Source organism: Apibacter sp. (assembly GCF_025291155.1).
Lineage (GTDB): Bacteria > Bacteroidota > Bacteroidia > Flavobacteriales > Weeksellaceae > Apibacter.
In genome coordinates, this window is sequence record NZ_JAMBJZ010000013.1 from 18349 (window position 1) to 35827 (window position 17479).

15 protein-coding genes are annotated in these 17479 nt (G+C 31.5%); 6 read left to right on the forward strand and 9 right to left on the reverse strand.

Translation table 11 applies throughout. The features are described 5' to 3' along the window. Nucleotides 1-28: 28 nt before the first annotated feature. From M3Z80_RS02665 to M3Z80_RS02690, 6 genes are all read right to left on the reverse strand, one after another. A complete protein-coding gene (locus M3Z80_RS02665) occupies nucleotides 29-1165 on the reverse strand; it encodes a porin (RefSeq protein ID WP_293917304.1) in 1137 nt (378 codons plus the stop codon). 1 nt (nucleotide 1166) lies between these two features. Further along, the gene (locus M3Z80_RS02670) at nucleotides 1167-2228 is read right to left on the reverse strand and encodes a type II asparaginase (protein WP_293917306.1); all 1062 of its coding nucleotides are present in this window, start codon (nucleotides 2226-2228) and stop codon (nucleotides 1167-1169) included. 30 nt (nucleotides 2229-2258) lie between these two features. Further along, nucleotides 2259-3899, reverse strand: a complete 1641-nt coding sequence (gene aspD / locus M3Z80_RS02675) for an aspartate 4-decarboxylase (protein WP_293917308.1) — start codon at nucleotides 3897-3899, stop codon at nucleotides 2259-2261. Between the two features lie 40 nt (nucleotides 3900-3939). After that, nucleotides 3940-5643, reverse strand: a complete 1704-nt coding sequence (gene aspT / locus M3Z80_RS02680; RefSeq protein ID WP_293917311.1) for an aspartate-alanine antiporter — start codon at nucleotides 5641-5643, stop codon at nucleotides 3940-3942. Nucleotides 5644-5917: 274 nt separating this feature from the next. After that, the gene (aspA, locus tag M3Z80_RS02685; RefSeq protein WP_459251436.1) at nucleotides 5918-7318 is read right to left on the reverse strand and encodes an aspartate ammonia-lyase; all 1401 of its coding nucleotides are present in this window, start codon (nucleotides 7316-7318) and stop codon (nucleotides 5918-5920) included. Nucleotides 7319-7356: 38 nt separating this feature from the next. Then, entirely contained in the window at nucleotides 7357-8664 is a 1308-nt protein-coding gene (locus tag M3Z80_RS02690) for an anaerobic C4-dicarboxylate transporter family protein (RefSeq protein ID WP_293917339.1), read from the reverse strand. Nucleotides 8665-8869: 205 nt separating this feature from the next. On the opposite strand from M3Z80_RS02690, the gene M3Z80_RS02695 reads away from it, so the two are divergent. The 3 genes from M3Z80_RS02695 to M3Z80_RS02705 all read left to right on the forward strand — a co-directional run bounded on the left by M3Z80_RS02695 (nucleotide 8870) and on the right by M3Z80_RS02705 (nucleotide 11696). Beyond that, a complete protein-coding gene (locus M3Z80_RS02695; protein ID WP_293917314.1) occupies nucleotides 8870-9520 on the forward strand; it encodes a Crp/Fnr family transcriptional regulator in 651 nt (216 codons plus the stop codon). A 91-nt stretch (nucleotides 9521-9611) separates the two neighbouring features. Then, nucleotides 9612-11288, forward strand: a complete 1677-nt coding sequence (locus tag M3Z80_RS02700; protein WP_293917316.1) for a DEAD/DEAH box helicase — start codon at nucleotides 9612-9614, stop codon at nucleotides 11286-11288. Between the two features lie 75 nt (nucleotides 11289-11363). Further along, nucleotides 11364-11696 (forward strand): heavy-metal-associated domain-containing protein, encoded by a 333-nt coding sequence (locus M3Z80_RS02705; RefSeq protein ID WP_293917319.1) that lies wholly within the window; start codon nucleotides 11364-11366, stop codon nucleotides 11694-11696. Nucleotides 11697-12029: 333 nt separating this feature from the next. Here the strand turns inward: M3Z80_RS02705 and M3Z80_RS02710 are convergent, their stop codons facing one another. From M3Z80_RS02710 to mnmD, 3 genes are all read right to left on the reverse strand, one after another. Beyond that, the gene (locus M3Z80_RS02710; RefSeq protein WP_293917321.1) at nucleotides 12030-12278 is read right to left on the reverse strand and encodes a hypothetical protein; all 249 of its coding nucleotides are present in this window, start codon (nucleotides 12276-12278) and stop codon (nucleotides 12030-12032) included. A 126-nt stretch (nucleotides 12279-12404) separates the two neighbouring features. Continuing rightward, a complete protein-coding gene (locus M3Z80_RS02715; RefSeq protein WP_293917324.1) occupies nucleotides 12405-12839 on the reverse strand; it encodes an NUDIX domain-containing protein in 435 nt (144 codons plus the stop codon). After that, nucleotides 12827-13513, reverse strand: coding sequence for a tRNA (5-methylaminomethyl-2-thiouridine)(34)-methyltransferase MnmD (gene mnmD / locus M3Z80_RS02720; RefSeq protein WP_293917326.1), 687 nt, complete (start codon nucleotides 13511-13513; stop codon nucleotides 12827-12829). Before mnmD ends, M3Z80_RS02715 begins: the two co-directional genes overlap by 13 nt. A 79-nt stretch (nucleotides 13514-13592) precedes the next feature. On the opposite strand from mnmD, the gene M3Z80_RS02725 reads away from it, so the two are divergent. The 3 genes from M3Z80_RS02725 (at nucleotide 13593) to M3Z80_RS02735 (ending at nucleotide 17131) form a co-directional block, all read left to right on the forward strand. Next, entirely contained in the window at nucleotides 13593-14642 is a 1050-nt protein-coding gene (locus M3Z80_RS02725) for a branched-chain amino acid aminotransferase (RefSeq protein ID WP_293917329.1), read from the forward strand. A gap of 127 nt (nucleotides 14643-14769) precedes the next feature. Beyond that, complete coding sequence (locus M3Z80_RS02730; RefSeq protein WP_293917331.1) at nucleotides 14770-16431, forward strand: ArnT family glycosyltransferase; 1662 nt, start codon at nucleotides 14770-14772, stop codon at nucleotides 16429-16431. Nucleotides 16432-16459: 28 nt separating this feature from the next. Continuing rightward, nucleotides 16460-17131 (forward strand): ABC transporter ATP-binding protein, encoded by a 672-nt coding sequence (locus tag M3Z80_RS02735; protein ID WP_293917332.1) that lies wholly within the window; start codon nucleotides 16460-16462, stop codon nucleotides 17129-17131. Nucleotides 17132-17479: the final 348 nt, after the last annotated feature.

Here is a 17479-nt window from a genome sequence, read left to right on the forward strand (position 1 = left end):
TCAAAATATTTAAGTATAAATAAAAAATCTATTTAATTTTCAAGAACCAACGAAGTCCTGCAATAATTTGATTGCCGTTTATTCCATCTAAATCATTATATATTCCGTTGAAATTTGTCCTATTATAGGCATACATAACGTGGAATCTTAAATCTTTCAATGCTGGATCTGTAAAAGGATAATATTCAACCGCTGCCTGTACTCCTCCATTTATATATGAAGAAGAATTCAACTGATCTCTTCTTTTATTCCACACTCCTTTGATAAGGGGTTTTACTTTTCCTAAATCATATTTAAAATTAACAGATACAGAGTTGTCTCTTACGTGTCTTAATCCTAAGTCATTTTGAACAACATCTCCATAATTCATATCACGATCTCCCATATACCAGTCTAATTCTGCTGTAAATTTTTGAATATTAATTTGGTTACCAATAGTTATCCAATTATAGTATTTGCTTGCATCATGTTGAAATGCTCCATAACCATAACGAGTTTTAAGTGCATTGTTAAACAAGCTACCTTCCCATAAAAATACTCCTGCTAAAGATTTGTTTTTATATTTTTCAGTTGAAAACTGAGGTGCATCAGAGTTTACAACTTGAAAATTCAATGTTTGTCCTCCTGCATTATAAGCGACATTAACACCTGTTTTATAGGCATCCAAATCATTATAAGCCATGGTATACAAATATAAATCAGCTGCATTATAGTCAAATTCAAAGGTACCAAATTGAACGGCTTGCTTACCAATTCTAAAAGTCCATCGTTTACCTGCATCAATTTCAAAATACGCTTGATCGGTAGCTGAAGAATAATTGTCTCTATAAAGAGGATTCTGAGGTGTGTTTATTCGATGACGTATTCTGTAGCGAAATCCTGGAACTATTTCCCCAACAAACCATAATTTTACTGTATTTCCTCGAAAGCTACTTTCTTCTGTTTCACTATCTTTAAAAGTAGCTTGATAGTCTATACGCGTATCAAGCATGATATTTAACATCTGATCATCTTTCAAAAGCTTATCTAAAATAGATTTAAAAGATGATTCATTATTGACAGTATTGTTGTCTCCTGAATTTGAATCTGTTTGTTGTCCGTAGTTTGCTAAGCAAAATAAACAACTTACTGCTAAAAGGATTTTTTTCGTAATACTTAATTTCATTTTAATATTCTGTAAACATTCTTTGAATTTCTTTATAATTGTTTGTTTTGGTTAACGCTAACATTAATAATATTCTAGCTTTATATGGATTTATATACCAAGAGGCTGTAAACCCATATTTATCATCATCCACTTCATCATATTGTGCTGTAGGTCCCATAGGTATACGAGAGGAACGAACAACCGCTACTCCTCTTTTTACCGCATTTACTAATGCATTTTGCATATCGGTTGTAATATTTCCATTACCCACTCCTGCAGTAACTATTCCTTTTGCACCTGCATTAACGGCTGCATCTATAAATAAAGACTTCGCATTAGAATAACTTAAAACAACTTCCACTCTTGGTAGTTTATTTATATTTGTAATGTCAAATTCTGAATTTATAGTATGTCTTTTTACGGATTCTCTTGTATAGATAGGTTTTCCGTTATACATGATTCCAAGATTACCATAATTAGGATCTTCAAAAGTTCCAACATCAAGTGTATGAGTTTTGGTAATATCATCTGCTCCTATAATTTTATCATCCATTACTACCATTACTCCTTTTCCAAGTGATTCTGCGGATGCGGCACATGCTACTGCATTGTGAATATTTCTAGGACCATCTGCGCCAATGGCTGTTGAAGGACGCATGGATCCAACCAAAACTACCGGTTTATTACTTTTTACCGTCAAGTTAAGGAAATAAGCTGTCTCCTCTTGCGTATCGGTACCATGAGTAATCACAATTCCGTCTACATCTTTTTGGCTAAGTAATTCGTTAACTCTTTTCGATAATTTAAGCCATACGTCATCATTCATGTCCTGACTACCTATATTGGCAACTTGTTCTGCTTTAATATTAGCAACGTCTTTGATGGAGGGAACTGCACTTAAAAGTTCATCTACTGTAATAGAACCGGGTTTATATGCCTGTGTAACAGAGGATGACCCTTGACCGGCTATAGTTCCTCCCGTAGCCAAAATGTAAATAGTAGGTTTGTACTGTGCGTTTGCCGCCATAAATATAAGCAGTACAAACAAACTTAACAAATTTTTTAATTTTTTTGTTTTCATAGTTAAATTATTTATAATTAATATTTGATTTTATTTTTTTGTACTTTTCCATGCCTCTACGTATTCATTCATTGTTTCAGAAAGCTTTTTTCCTATTATTTTATAATCCTTGTCATCTAAATTTGCCAAAGAAACTCTAACCGACCATTCCGGACCTGCAAAGCCGCTTCCATTCAATAATACTATGGATGATTTTTCGGCTAATCTAAAGAGTATATCCACCGGTTCAAAATTTTTTTCCAAGAAGGTTACAAAATCTTTATCATAATTTTTAGACGCCCATTCGTGAATGTCTATTTCACAATAATAAGAAGCTCTTTCCGGATCTGGTTTTATAGGAATATTCATTCCTTCCCAAAGTAAATTAAATCGATGCTTTACTAAGTCTGTACAGACTTTTTTATATTTATTTTCCTTATCCAGTAAAGCGAAGGAAGCAAATAACATCATCTGTATTTGTTGCGGCAAAGATAAACCAGCTGTATGATTTAATGCCACCTGACGACTGTCCGCTACCAAACGGTCTATAAACTTAAGTTTTTCAGGATATAGTGTTAAACTGGAATATAGTTTTGCAGTTTTAGCTTTTTCTTTTTCGGGGATTGCTTTAAGCATCTTATCATAAATGTTATCCTCATATAAAGCAATTGCTCCTAATCGCCATCCTGTTGCCCCAAAGTATTTAGAAAAAGAATATACACAAAGAGTGTTTTGTGGTAATTCATTCATTAATGAATTGAATTTAGGTACAAATGTACCGTATACATCATCGGTTAAAATCATTAAATTCGGGTTGAGATTTTTAACGATTTTTACAAGATATTTCCTACTTTTATCACAAATCTCAACTGAAGTCGGATTACTTGGATTGACGATGAAAAATGCTTTTATAGTTTTATCCCCTAATTTATCCAATTCTTCATACGGATATTGATAGTTGGAAGTGCCATCACTATTTTTTCCTGTTCCGTGGACATATGTTACTTTAAAATTATATCTTTTCAATTCTGGTATTTCTAAATAAGGAGTAAAAACAGGAACACCTAAGGCTATATGATCTCCTTTCCTTAACAAATAATTTTCCATTAAAGAATCAAATATATAGCACATGGCTGCAGTTCCTCCTTCGACTGCAAAAATATCATATTTTCCGCTTCTTTGCGAATTATTTCCGCACATTTCTTGAATTAAATAATCATGTACGATAGGTTCTATATGTTTTAACATTCTTACCGGACTCGGATATTGGTCTCCAATTATCCCTTCAGCTAATTCATGCGCCCAACTATCACGATCGTATTTATGTTTTTCAATTCCATATTTATAGGTCTTTTGTAAATGCTCTATTCCAGGTTGATCTTTGTTTTTTTCCAAAAATGTTTCAAATCTTTTTCCTATACCTTTTTTTTCAGGAATCCCTGCTAATCCCTCCGATTTATATAAGGTTCTTTTGCACTCTTCAATACCAAAACGCCCAAGGGTAAAAAATGCTTCTCGTGGGACGGTGGCTACCCAATTTGGATTACCTCGTCCCGCATTTAACATAGTTCTTACAGGTTTTGTCTGTTGGTCTGTAGCTAATTTAATTAAATCATTCTTTAATTCAAAAGGGCTTAACTGCTCTAATTGTTGTTCTTTATGGCGAGAAGTTTTTAATTTAGATATATCCATTGTTCTATAATTTTTATTTTCTAATTTTTAAGTTCAATGGCTAGCTCATTAACAAAACAATAACGACCCCCCATATAATGAGTAGTGTATTACCAACAGCGTAGGTAGTTGTATAAGATAAAGCGGGGACTTTACTTTGTAAAGTATCTTCTAATGCTCCGAGTGCGGCTGTTGTTGTTCTTGCACCCGCGCAAGCTCCTAAAGTTATGGCTGGATTAAATTTAAATACATATCTTCCTAATAATATACCTACAAGCATCGGTACAATACTAACAAATATACCTGCGATAAATAAACTGACTCCGGCTGTTTTTAATCCGGAAATAAAATCGGGTCCTGCATTTATTCCTACTACTGCAATAAACATATTTAACCCTAAATTATTCATCAACCATATCGATGGTGAAGGTATATATCCGAAAGTAGGACGTAAAGATCGTAACCAACCAAAAATAATTCCCATGATCAATACTCCCCCACTGGCACTTAAACTTAAAGGGATATTACCGGTTCTAATAGTTAATGACCCTAATATGCCCCCTAAGAATATCCCCAATCCTATATATAAAATATCTGAAACATTAGTAGGTCTTTCAGGATATCCCAAATAAGAAGCAAATTTATCTACGTCCGATTTTCTTCCTTCAATTTCTAGTACATCTCCTCTTTGTAATGTTACATTTTTCAATAAGGGAATTGTTGTTTTTCCTCTATGTATTTTACGTATGATTACTCCATGTCTATTTTTATTGTATTTAAGAGTATGAAGACATTTTCCTATAATTTTTTTATTAGCAACAATCACCTTTAAACTTTCAACCTTGAAATCTAACAGCTCTAAATCTGCGACTTCCTTACCTACATAATTTTCATCGGAAAGTATAGTTTCTAAGGGGCCGTTTAAAACCATCTTATCTCCCTTATTAATAGAAGTATCTGGAGTGGGATCAGAAATAATTTCGTTATTGGATGAAGTTCGTATTTTTTCTATATATACCGGCCAATCTTTATTTACAAGAAATTTTTCTACCTCTTTTACCGTGCGTTTTTGATCAAAATAATTACTACTTGCTTCAATAACTCTAAAAGTTGCTCCATCATAAGCATACTCTAAGCTTGAATCGTCATCTTGAATAGCTCCTCCTAAAGATTCTTCATACTTTTTAGTTTGACCGACTACATCTTTTCCTAAGAGTTTAGGCCCTATGGAGGATAAAAACCAAGCCGTACCTGCTGTTCCGAAGATGTAGGTTACTGCATAGGCGACAGGAATATGATTAATTAATTGTTGTTTTTGAGAGGAATCTATGCTCAATTGATTGATGGTATCTGAAGCTACTCCTATTACTGCTGATATGGTATTTGCTCCAGCTAATAATCCTGCTGCATTACCTACATCAAAACCTGCTATAATAGCTGCTACCCACCCTACTAATAAACAAGCTACACATACTAAAGCTGCAAATGCAATTTGTGGTAATCCCTCTTTTTTTAAACCGTGTACGAATTGAGGTCCCACACTATAACCTACTGCAAATAAAAATATAAGAAAAAAGGCAGATTTTACGGTAGGTGATATTGAAATCCCTAATTGTCCTATTAATACTCCCATTAATAGGACTCCTGTAACTGCGCCTAAACTGAATCCTTTAATTTTTATTTGTCCTATTGCAAATCCCAAAGCTAGTGTGAGAAAGATAGCTAATTCAGGAGAGTTTTGAATAGTTTTTAAAATCCATTCCATATATCTTGTTTTTTAATAAATATTTTCTAGGTTAATTAAAGATAAAAAAATGAAAATATTATTTTTATCTCTTTAAAGAGCTACCCCCATATAAAACACAATTAATATGCCAACAAAATGGACTTATATTTTTTAACTATTTGCTTATTGAATTATATTCTTCCTGTTTTTTATATTTTTTATATTATACTTATCATTAATATTCCAACATTTATATAGATTTATATCTTAAAAAGAAAAAGCAACTGATTACTCAGTTGCTTTTTCTAATATATTAATCTTTATACTTATGCGGCCCCAGCATATTTTCGGGGTTTAATATTTCATCTAACTTTTCTTTCGATAAAAGCTTGTTCTCGAGTACTAAATCATAAACACTTAAATTTTTTGTTAAAGCTTCTTTAGCAATTTTAGTACTGTTTTTATATCCGATATATGGATTTAATGCAGTAACTATTCCAATACTATTAAGCACCATATCTTTGCAATGTTGCTCATTGGCTGTAATACCGTCAATACAGTTGATACGTAAACAATCCATAGCATTCATCAATATATGAACTGATTCTAAAAGACTGTAGGCAATAACGGGTTCCATTACATTCAATTGAAGCTGTCCGGCTTCTGCAGCCATAGTAACAGTTAAATCATTTCCTATTACTTTAAAACATGTTTGATTCATGGCTTCAGGTATTACCGGATTTACTTTTCCAGGCATAATGGATGAACCCGGTTGCATAGCCGGCAAATTTATTTCATTAAGTCCACATCGTGGCCCAGATGATAACAATCGTAAATCGTTACAAATTTTAGATAATTTTATAGCAACTCTTTTTAATGCTGAGGAATAGATTACATAAGAACCTGTATCCGGAGTTGCTTCTACTAAATTTTTTGCTGATACAAATGGTAATTGGGTTATTTCTGACAATTTTTGAGCACATAGTTCCGCATATCCTGGAATAGAATTTAAACCTGTTCCAATTGCGGTAGCACCCATATTTATTTCTAAAAATAAATTAGAATTTTGAGTTAGCCTTTCTACATCTTCACTTAAAGTTTCTGCAAATGCTTCAAATTCTTGACCTAAAGTCATAGGAACTGCATCTTGTAATTGGGTTCTTCCCATCTTTAACACATGCATAAATTCTTTTCCTTTTTTACGAAAAGATTCAATCAGCTGTTTTAAATGATCAATCAATACCTTATTGGAATTAATTGCTGCTAATTTTATGGAAGTTGGATAGGCATCGTTAGTTGATTGTGAAAGGTTTACGTGATCATGAGGAGAGCAAAATTGATATTCTCCTTTTTTATGTCCCATAATTTCCAACGCAATATTAGCTACTACTTCATTAATATTCATATTGGTAGAAGTACCTGCTCCTCCTTGTATAACATCGCTTGGAAATTCATTATCGTATTTACCGGTTATGATTTCTTGACAAGCTTTAACAATTGCATTTTTGATATTTTCATCTAAAACTCCTAGTTCACAATTTGTTTCAGCCGCTGCCCATTTTACATAAGCTAACGCTTTAATTAATTCCGGAAATTTAGATAATTTTATTCCTGTGATATGAAAGTTGTTTACAGCTCTTTGAGTTTGAATCCCATAATATGCATTTTCTGGAACTTCTAAATCTCCTATCAAATCGTTTTCGATTCTGTACATGATTATTTAATTTATATGTTTTTATGGTTGATTTTTATTTAAAATACGAGATATGCCAAGCCAAATCCTACACTAACTGCTACAATGGTTGCAATAAATCCGGGTAATTGAAATGAGTGATTGATCACATATTTTCCTATTCGAGTAGTACCGGTACGATCAAAATTTATTGCTGCTATTATGGTTGGATAATTCGGTATAAAGAAATATCCATTTACTGCAGGAAACATCGCGATTAGGCTAGGGATTGGTATTCCAAGGGAAACTCCTAAAGGCATAAGCGCTCTTACTGTTGCTGCCTGGCTAAATAGCATAATTGACATTAAAAATAAAGCAATAGCAAATGTCCACGGATACTCCATTACCATTGAAGTCAATAAACCTTTGAAAAAGTCTAAGTTACTTGCAAAAAAAGTATCTCCCATCCATGCTATTCCGAAAATGGCAATTACCGCTTGCATTCCGGCTAAAAAAATTGAACCGGTAGCAATTTTTTCTACATTGGTTTTAGTAAAGATTAAAATACATCCGGCAGCAGCCAACATAAGTATTTCAATAATATGAGGCATAGCCATTGGTTCACCATTGAAGGTTGGTTTTATTCCATCTACAGAACCGAATAAAACTATTCCTATTACTCCGGTCAAAAAGATTATTACGGATAATTTTGCACCAAACCCTACTTCTTTTTTCTTGTTATCCTCCTTAATCTCTAAAAGACCTTGCTTGATCCTTTTTTGGTATTCTGGATCTTTCTCCAAATCCACTCCTACAAACATTTGAACGATTGCAGCAACGATAACTCCCACTAAAGTAGCTGGAATAGATATCATCAAAATATCCATAAGCCTTAATTCAGGGTTTTTAACCATTATAACGCTCAACAAAGCCGCTGTAGCCGCAGATATGGGGCTGGCCGTAATTGCTTGTTGCGAAGCGATAACTGAAATACTTAAAGGTCTTTCTGGTCTTACTTTTGCATCTGTTGCCACCTCTGAAATTATAGGTAGTAGCGCATATGCAATATGACCTGTACCTGCAATAATTGTAAAAATGTAAGATACTAGAGGGGCCACGATTGTAATGGCAGGGGGATAAGCTCTTAGCAGCTTTTCTGCAATATTAACCATATAATCAATGCCTCCCGATGCCTGAAGTGTACTTGCTGCCGTGATTACTGCAACAATCATCAACATTACATCAATAGGTGGATTTTGCGGCTTCAGCTTAAAAACGAAAACCAATACAGCCAATCCTAAACCTCCAAAAATACCTAATCCTAAACCTCCTTTTTTTGCCCCGATAAATATGGCTGCCATCACAACCATAAATTCGAGCAAAATCATTAAAGTGTTATTCATCTAAAAAAATAATTTTATTTATACTTAACAATTAATATAAAATTTATAACAAATCTTACTTTTAATTGATTAATAATTGCAAATGTAAACAGATAATTAAAAATTTCACAATTTATTTTGAGTGATGTTATTTGTATTTTAAAAACAATATAATTACTTTTGTAAGTGAAATATTTTACTTTTTTAAAAAATGAATGAGCTGATTACTACTATTCCTTTTTATACAATGTTAACTGAGGAAGAAAAAATATTTCTATCTCAAAATTGTAGCATTGTTGATTTTGATTCAAGAGAGGCCCTCTTCAAACAGGGTAGTTTTGCAGCAAATATATATTTTGTAGTAGAGGGTTATTGTAAATTGACCTACCAATTAGGAAATAAAAAGAAAATAGTTTATATAGCGCGTAAAGGTGAGATTATAGGAAAGGATTACATTTTAATGGAACATTATCCGTATAGCACTCACTCCCTCATCGATTCTAAATTAATGGTTTTTCCAAAAAATCTCTTCAAAAAAATTTGTGAAATGAACACCTCATTTTATCTTAAAATAAGCAATAAGCTAGAGTTCAAAATGCGGGAAACTATGGATTGGCTCATTAATCTTAGCTTTAAAAATGTAGAGGGGGCTATGGCAATGTTTATTTTGAAATTCTGTAATAAAAATTATAAGGGTATTTATTTGTCACGGGCAGAAATTGCCGAGGTAATAGGATATTCCAGAGAAAGCATTATTCATACATTAACCAAGTTTGAAAATGAAAAATTAATTAAGACAAAGGGTAAAGATATTATTATAAAAGATCTTGATAAGTTAGAAGAAATCATTAAATACGGATAAATTCATTTGTAATAAACAAACAATATCTAAATTCTTCAATTGTTAATTAACAAACAAATCATATCTTTGTATTGATTTTTAAAAATTATTGATGAATTTATTCAAAGAGTATGGCCTATCAGATGATTTGTTAAAGGCCATAACAGAGTTGGGTTATACTCAACCGACTGAAATCCAAAAGCAAACCATTCCCTACTTACTATCGAAGGAAGAAGATTTAATAGCTTTAGCACAAACCGGTACAGGAAAAACGGCTGCATTTTCGTTGCCGATTCTAGAAATGATTGATCCTTATCAAAAACATGTTCAAGCGTTAATACTTTGTCCTACTCGTGAATTATGCTTACAAATTTCTAAAGATATTGCCAGTTATTCTAAATATTTATCTCAAATACGTTCACTGGCTGTCTATGGAGGATCAAATATTTCCGAACAAATTAAAGGTTTGAAAAATAATCCTCAACTTATAATTGGTACTCCGGGAAGGGTTAATGACTTACTAAAAAGAGGGGTTCTAAAAATAAACCAAATTCAATGGTTAATTTTAGACGAAGCAGATGAAATGCTATCTATGGGCTTTAAGGCCGAATTGGAAACCATATTAAAAGAAACGCCGAAGGAAAGACAAACCTTATTATTTTCAGCAACCATGTCTAAACAAGTAGAGGCAATTGCTAAAAATTATATGAAAGGCGCGCAAAAAATATCTGCAGGAGGTATTAATGAAGTAAAGAAAAATATTACTCATAAATTTGTAATGGTACGCGATAGACAAAAGAATAATGGATTACGTAGAGTACTGGATGCAAATCCTGACATATATTCGATTATCTTTTGTAGAACACGTGTTGAGACTCAAAACATTGCTGATTTTCTCATGCACCAAGGTTATGCCGCCGATGCGCTTCATGGAGATTTATCGCAATCTCAAAGGGATTTGGTTATGAAAAAATTTCGTTTGAAAAATTTACGAATACTGGTTGCTACTGACGTAGCTGCTCGAGGATTGGATGTAAATGATCTAACGCATGTAATCCACTATTCTTTACCTGATGATCCTGAAGTTTTCATTCACAGAAGCGGAAGAACCGGTAGAGCCGGTAAAGACGGAGAATCAATTGCTATTATTCGTCCTAGCGAGATGATTAAGTTTAATCGCATTAAAAAAGAGACATCTATTAAGGTAGAAGAAATGAAGATACCTACTAAGGAAGATATCTTGAAAGCGAAAGAAATTTATTTATCTGACAAACTTCTAAAATCCGATTTTAATTCTGAAGAATTTGAAGTTTCTAACACTCCCGATTTATCTGACATTTCCAAGGAAGAACTTTATAAAAGGGTTATGTTCCTTGAATTAAAATCAACTTGGGAATTCTATAAAAATGAAAAAGATATTGCTCCTATTGATAAAAATGAAAGAGCTGCCGAAAGAGGAAAAAAACCTACGAACAGCAGAAAAGGTAAAGACCGTAAGGATAGAAATGATTCAAGGGAGGGAAATAAAAGGAATAGAAAAAGTAAAAGGCAAGGCAATTTTACTCGATTTTTCTTTAATTTAGGTAAAAGAGATAATCTTAATAAAGTGACTGTTATTGATCTTATTAACAAAAATACGAAAGGTGCACGTGCCGATATTGGAGAAATCGATATTCGGGATAAATTTACTTTTTTTGAAGTTGATGCTAATTATACAGACCAATTGTTAAAAAAGATTAATCAATTAAGCTTTAATGGTAAAAATATGTCATTAGAAATAGCACAGTAAAAAAATTAATATTTTTAATTTTTATGTGTCAAAGTATAATTTAAGCTTAGATGTTAACTAATAATTTTCCTTTATATGAAATTTTTAAGTAAAATATTTGTCCTTTGCTTGGTTCTTATTTCTTTAACAGAAATAAAAGCGCAAAATGTCAATCAAAAGATTGAAAAAGTAAAAGTTTTCGGTAATTGCACTATGTGTAAACAAACTATCGAAAGTGCCGGCTCTGATCCAAATATTTCTCTTGTAATATGGGATCCGGGCACAAAAATTGCAACTATTACTTATGATGATACGAAAACGTCTTTATCTGCTATTTTAAAGAAAATTGCCAAGTCAGGGTACAGTAATGAAAAATATAAAGCTAAAGATTCCGACTACAAGAAATTACCATTATGTTGTCAATATTAAAAAATATTGAAAATAATTTTAAGCGTTCTTTTTAGAGAATTTCTAAAATTCTCATACTTTAATACATTAATTTATCAATTTAGAGAACTCAATTTTATTGAGCTCTCTTTTTTATTCCTATACAACAATCATTTTCAAATCTTTTACTTTCTATAAATTCCCATCAGTTTATATCATTGATAGGAAATATTAACATATATAAATATTATATCCCTTTTACCAAATATTTTAAAAATAATTTTGATTGCAATTGTTATAGTTGTCTTTATTAAAAAGAGCTGATTTTAGAAAAATCAGCTCTTTTATATTAAAAAAATCATTTTTTATCGTTTCTTATGAAGCTGTAGCTCTCGGATACCATACAGTACACATAATACCCTCACTAGCTACTTTTGGATGAGCACAAGTTGATTTTTGAAATTTGGAACATTTCAAACAATCATCTTCTCTATGATGAATTACTTTAAATTCATATGAGTTACAAACCTGATTTTGAGCTACCGCAACTTCTTTTAATGAACATAATTGTCCATTTAAAAAATGTTCGCAATTACCACAACATTTAGCTAATTTTAATTCCATATCAATTATTATTTTATTTAAAAACTTTGATACAAAATTATAAATTAAGATTTAAAGATTTATTCTAAATAACTGATTTTAAAGAATTTATATTTAGAATAAATTAATATAATCGGTAAAATCATTCTAAATACTAAAGGAGTTTTTTTGGAGTAACTTTTTAATTACAATTTTATCAATAGGTAGTGGAATCTTATCTAACTCAATAGTTTCCAAAGGAATCCAAACCACTTCTTTTATTGATTTTTCTATAATTTTTAAATTTGAAAAATCTTGACAATCTACTTTATAATAAATAGTAAGTAGCTGACTTTCCGGCGTCAATTCCGATTCCAGGAAAAAATCCTGTGTATAAAAATGTTCTTTTACGGTAACGTCTAAATTCAATTCTTCTTTAAATTCTCTCTCCAGTGTTTGTATGGTACCCTCTCCTAGTTCCAATCCACCTCCCGGTAATTTAAGTAATTGTTTACCGGCGTACATTTCGTTTAAAAACATAAGGCTATTATCTTTCATTAATAGCGCATATACTCGTACATTTAATTTATTTATCTTTTCCATGCATTGACCATTTCTCTTTTACCCTTGGGACCTATTAACTTTTCAACCTCAAAACCAACACTCTGCATTGCTCTACGAGCACTTCCTTTACTGGAATAAGTGGTTAAAAGCCCTCCCGATGTCATCGTATCATATATGCTTTTAAATATGTTTACTTCCCATAACTCGGGCTGTACTCTTGCTCCAAATGCATCATAATAAACCAAATTTATATTTGATATCGGTAAGTCTTTCAAGTTTTTAAAATCTGTTTGATATTTAATTATACTAAAATTTTCACAGAGATGGGTATTTACTCCCCATTCAGCTTCATGAAGTAATCTATAATATTCTTCAGTTTTTTCTGAATTAAGTATGGAACCGTATTGTAATTGATTGATTTCATCCATAATAAGAGGGTATTTCTCTAATGTGTAATAGCTAATTTTCATGCTTTTTTCTAGAGCCTCATATAAGGTTAATAAAGCATTTAATCCTGTTCCAAATCCCATTTCAAGAATTGAAATCACAGGTACATTTACCTTTTCTAATCCATTTGAAATAAAAACATGTTGAGCTTCTTGCAAAATACCATGACGAGAATGATAGGTTTCATTCCATTCGGGAATCTGTATAGTTTTGGTTCCTTCTAACGTATTTATAATAGTTCTTTTCAGCATAAAATTATAATCCATCTCAAAATTACAACTCTTTTTATTCTATCAAATGATTTATTTATTAATTTTGAAGATGATAAGTAATCATAATTAAGTAATGAAAATAAATAAAATAGCAAATTCTCGATTAGATAAAATAGATCCAAATAATTCTCCGTTTGGCGCGAACATTTCCGATCATATGCTGATATGTGAATACGAAAATGGAAAATGGGGAGAACCGGTTATTATGCCATATGGATCGATGAATTATTCACCTGCTTTAATGGCGCTTCATTATGGACAAGCTATTTTTGAAGGGATGAAAGCTTATAAGGATAAAAACAATGAGGTATTTTTATTCCGCCCAGAAAATAATTTTGAGAGATTTAATAAATCTGCAGTTCGTCTTGCTATGCCTGAAATTCCGAAAGAAATTTTTTTAGACGGATTGTATGCTTTAATAGACCTAGATCGTGGATGGATTCCTACTAAGCCTGGAATTTCTTTATATATTCGTCCGGTAATGTACGCTTCTGAGGAAATGTTTTCTGCTAGAATATCTAAGAAATATACTTTTGCGATAATGACTTCCCCAGCTGGAATTTATTATGATAAACCCTTAAAAATTAAGATTGAAGATTATTATACTCGTGCTGTTGATGGTGGGGTTGGTTTTACCAAATGTGCAGGTAATTATGGAGCATCATTTTATCCAACTGCATTAGCTAATAAAGACGGTTTCGATCAGGTTATCTGGACGGATAGTAAAAGTCATAGCTATTTTGAAGAATCCGGTACTATGAATGTTATGGTAAGAATTGGAGATACCATTTATACTCCTCCTACTTCGACAACAATATTAAGCGGTATAACCAGAGATAGTTTGGTAAAGCTGGCCAAGCATCATAATCTAAATATAATTGAAGAAAGAATATCTGTAGATAATATAGTAAAAGCATATCAAGACGGTAATTTAAAAGAAATTTTCGGATGTGGTACGGCAGTTGTTATATCAAGATATTCTCACTTAGGTTATAAGGATACGATTATGGAATTGCCTCAATTGTCTGATGAAGATAGCTATGCTGTTTTTCTTAAAAAGCAACTGGTAGGAATTCAAACAAACGAACTAGAGGATCCATTTGGGTGGAGATATAAAGTATAAGATTATTCTATTTTTTTAATAGAATATATCTGTATAATACTGACTTCTGGCACAACTGTGATCCAGAAGTTTTTTATATATATGGATTAATATTTAATTATAATTTTACACATTATAAATAATTCTAATGAAATTAACCAGCACATACAAAATCCAAGCATTATTTATAAGTATATTATTCATACTAAATATATTTCAATCCATAACCCTGCCCTTAATTGATGATGAAGCTTATTACTGGGTATGGTCTAAACATCTGGATTTCGGATATTTCGATCATCCTCCTATGGTTGCCTTATTTATCAAGATCGGCTATTTTATTGTACAAGGATCATTGGGGGTAAGAATGTTCTCTATTCTATCCTCCTTAAGTGTTTATATAATTTGGCTGATAATTCTTAAGCCTAAAACTTTACAAGAAAATTATTTGTTTTTAGGTCTTTTTGGGTCTGTCGGATTTTTTCAAACATTAGGATTCATCTCCACTCCTGATACGCCTTTATTGTTATTCAGTTCTATCTTTATATGGAGATGGAAAGCTTTTACTGAAAAGCAAACTCTTAGAAATTCATTATTTTTGGGTATAGCTATGGCTCTTATGATGTATTCTAAATATCATGGTGCTTTACTTATTACTTTAACATTTCTACCTTTTATTTCCTCACTTTTAAGGAGTAAATGGTTTTATTTTAGTCTATTCATATCTCTATTTCTATTTTCACCTCATTTATACTGGCAATATACTCACGATTGGGTTACTATCAAATATCATCTTTTTGAAAGGGCCAAGAAAAAATCTATAAATTATCCCTTTATAAAATGGATACTCGGCATTCTTTTAATAGGAAATCCTTTACTTATATATTTTTATGGAAAGAGTGTTTTATTACCTTCGGACAAAAAATTATCTTGGACAAAATCTTTAAAATGGTCTTGTTTGGGAGCCATCCTTTTTTTTAGTATTTTTTCATTCACAAGGGTAATCCAACCCCAGTGGAATTTAATTATATTTATTTCTTTAATTCCTTTAACCTACTTAACCTTTAAAGAAAAAGAGAATTTTCAAATAATTCGGCTCTCTTTTGCTTACATTATTATACTATTTATAGTAAGAATCTCTTTATTTTTTCCTACCATTATACATAAAACACCTATGTATAAATTAAAGCAATTTGTTTTAGAAGCTAAGGAAGTGAATGAGGGTATAGCCGTTTTTGAACGCTATCAAAAGGCAGCTTTATATAATTATTATACGAACCTGCCTTCTTATTGTTTACAAGTATATATACATAGATTCTCTCAATATGATCTATGGAATTCTGAACAAAAAATTCAAGGGAAAACAATTACATTTTTCGGATTAGAGAATATCTCTTCTAATTTTCTTTTTGATGAAGAAGGAAAGAATGAATTTTATAAAACTGTTGAAGACTTCCATTCTTATCCTAAAATTAGTTGTACAGTTTATCCGACAAATTTATCTTCTGAAGATCTAACTCAAACTCTTGATATAAAATGGAAAAATCCTTATGATACTGAAATTCATTTAGGAAAAGAAATGAATCAGGAAATTGCATTTTTATTTATAAAAGATAAAACTTTTGAGCTACAAAATATTATTCCTATCGATGATACTATTATACTTCCAGCTAAAAGCACTTTTGAAAATACTATTTATATAGATGTATCTCAAATTCCTCAGGGAGATTATAAAATTTATATGATTTTGAAACCTTACGGAATATCCGGTAAAATTCTCTCTAATGATATGAGTATAGTTATTCATTAATTTTTTATTATTTTTGATAAAATATTATATGGTACTTATTCAAAATATACATAAATCTTTCGGAACTCTTGAGGTTTTAAAAGGTGTTTCTTTACATATTAAAAAAGGGGAAATTGTTACAATAGTAGGAGAATCGGGAGCGGGTAAATCAACTCTTTTACAAATTATAGGAACATTAGATAAACCTTCTAATCCGGATAGATACCATAGTATTATTGAAATCGATAATCTTCCTATAACCCAATTACGAGATAAGGAACTTTCTTTATTCAGAAATCAAAATATAGGATTTATTTTTCAATTTCATCAATTATTCCCAGAATTTACTGCTTTAGAAAATGTAATGCTTCCTGGAATGATAGCAGGAAAATCGAAATCGAAACTTGTTGAAAAAGCTAAAGATTTATTAAGTTATCTTAGATTATCTCATCGGCTAGAACATAAGCCAAGAGAATTATCAGGGGGAGAACAGCAAAGAGTTTCTGTGGCTAGAGCATTAATGAATAACCCTAAAATTATTTTAGCGGATGAACCATCCGGAAATCTTGATTCTTCAAATGCTGAGGACTTACATCAACTTTTTTATCAATTAAGAAAAGAATTTAATCAAACCTTTATAATTGTTACCCATAATCCTCATCTTGCATCTATGGCTGACAGAAGCCTTCTTATGAAAGACGGTACAATAGTGAACGAATAATTATAGGGGTATTATAGAAATGTATAAGAAAGAATAGAACAAAAAAAGCCAAAAAAGCCTATTTGTGAAAGGATTTACAACGATTTAAGGCATTCGACTTATATTAAAAGAAATGTTCATTAATTACCATTCATCTTCCATTTTTCCTCTGTAGAATCCCCTTTTAATTGGGGGTATTTAGACTTTATTACCGCCAGCCTACCCCAATATCCCGAATATTACTATAGACCGCATAATAACGCCTTTTCTGGCGTTTTTTTATCTCCTATTTGAGCAATGGGGGTAACTATACTATAAACATACCTGCAAACCTTATAAACAAAGGGACTTACCTACCATTGAGGGTTA

Bases quoted from the DNA above. Each gene is read 5' to 3' on its own strand.
- M3Z80_RS02665 (WP_293917304.1), bottom strand. From the start codon at position 1,165: ATGAAATTAAGTATTACGAAAAAAATCCTTTTAGCAGTAAGTTGTTTA.
- M3Z80_RS02670 (WP_293917306.1), bottom strand. From the start codon at position 2,228: ATGAAAACAAAAAAATTAAAAAATTTGTTAAGTTTGTTTGTACTGCTT.
- aspD (WP_293917308.1), bottom strand. From the start codon at position 3,899: ATGGATATATCTAAATTAAAAACTTCTCGCCATAAAGAACAACAATTA.
- aspT (WP_293917311.1), bottom strand. From the start codon at position 5,643: ATGGAATGGATTTTAAAAACTATTCAAAACTCTCCTGAATTAGCTATC.
- aspA (WP_459251436.1), bottom strand. From the start codon at position 7,318: ATGTACAGAATCGAAAACGATTTGATAGGAGATTTAGAAGTTCCAGAA.
- M3Z80_RS02690 (WP_293917339.1), bottom strand. From the start codon at position 8,664: ATGATTTTGCTCGAATTTATGGTTGTGATGGCAGCCATATTTATCGGG.
- M3Z80_RS02695 (WP_293917314.1), top strand. From the start codon at position 8,870: ATGAATGAGCTGATTACTACTATTCCTTTTTATACAATGTTAACTGAG.
- M3Z80_RS02700 (WP_293917316.1), top strand. From the start codon at position 9,612: ATGAATTTATTCAAAGAGTATGGCCTATCAGATGATTTGTTAAAGGCC.
- M3Z80_RS02705 (WP_293917319.1), top strand. From the start codon at position 11,364: ATGAAATTTTTAAGTAAAATATTTGTCCTTTGCTTGGTTCTTATTTCT.
- M3Z80_RS02710 (WP_293917321.1), bottom strand. From the start codon at position 12,278: ATGGAATTAAAATTAGCTAAATGTTGTGGTAATTGCGAACATTTTTTA.
- M3Z80_RS02715 (WP_293917324.1), bottom strand. From the start codon at position 12,839: ATGGAAAAGATAAATAAATTAAATGTACGAGTATATGCGCTATTAATG.
- mnmD (WP_293917326.1), bottom strand. From the start codon at position 13,513: ATGGATTATAATTTTATGCTGAAAAGAACTATTATAAATACGTTAGAA.
- M3Z80_RS02725 (WP_293917329.1), top strand. From the start codon at position 13,593: ATGAAAATAAATAAAATAGCAAATTCTCGATTAGATAAAATAGATCCA.
- M3Z80_RS02730 (WP_293917331.1), top strand. From the start codon at position 14,770: ATGAAATTAACCAGCACATACAAAATCCAAGCATTATTTATAAGTATA.
- M3Z80_RS02735 (WP_293917332.1), top strand. From the start codon at position 16,460: ATGGTACTTATTCAAAATATACATAAATCTTTCGGAACTCTTGAGGTT.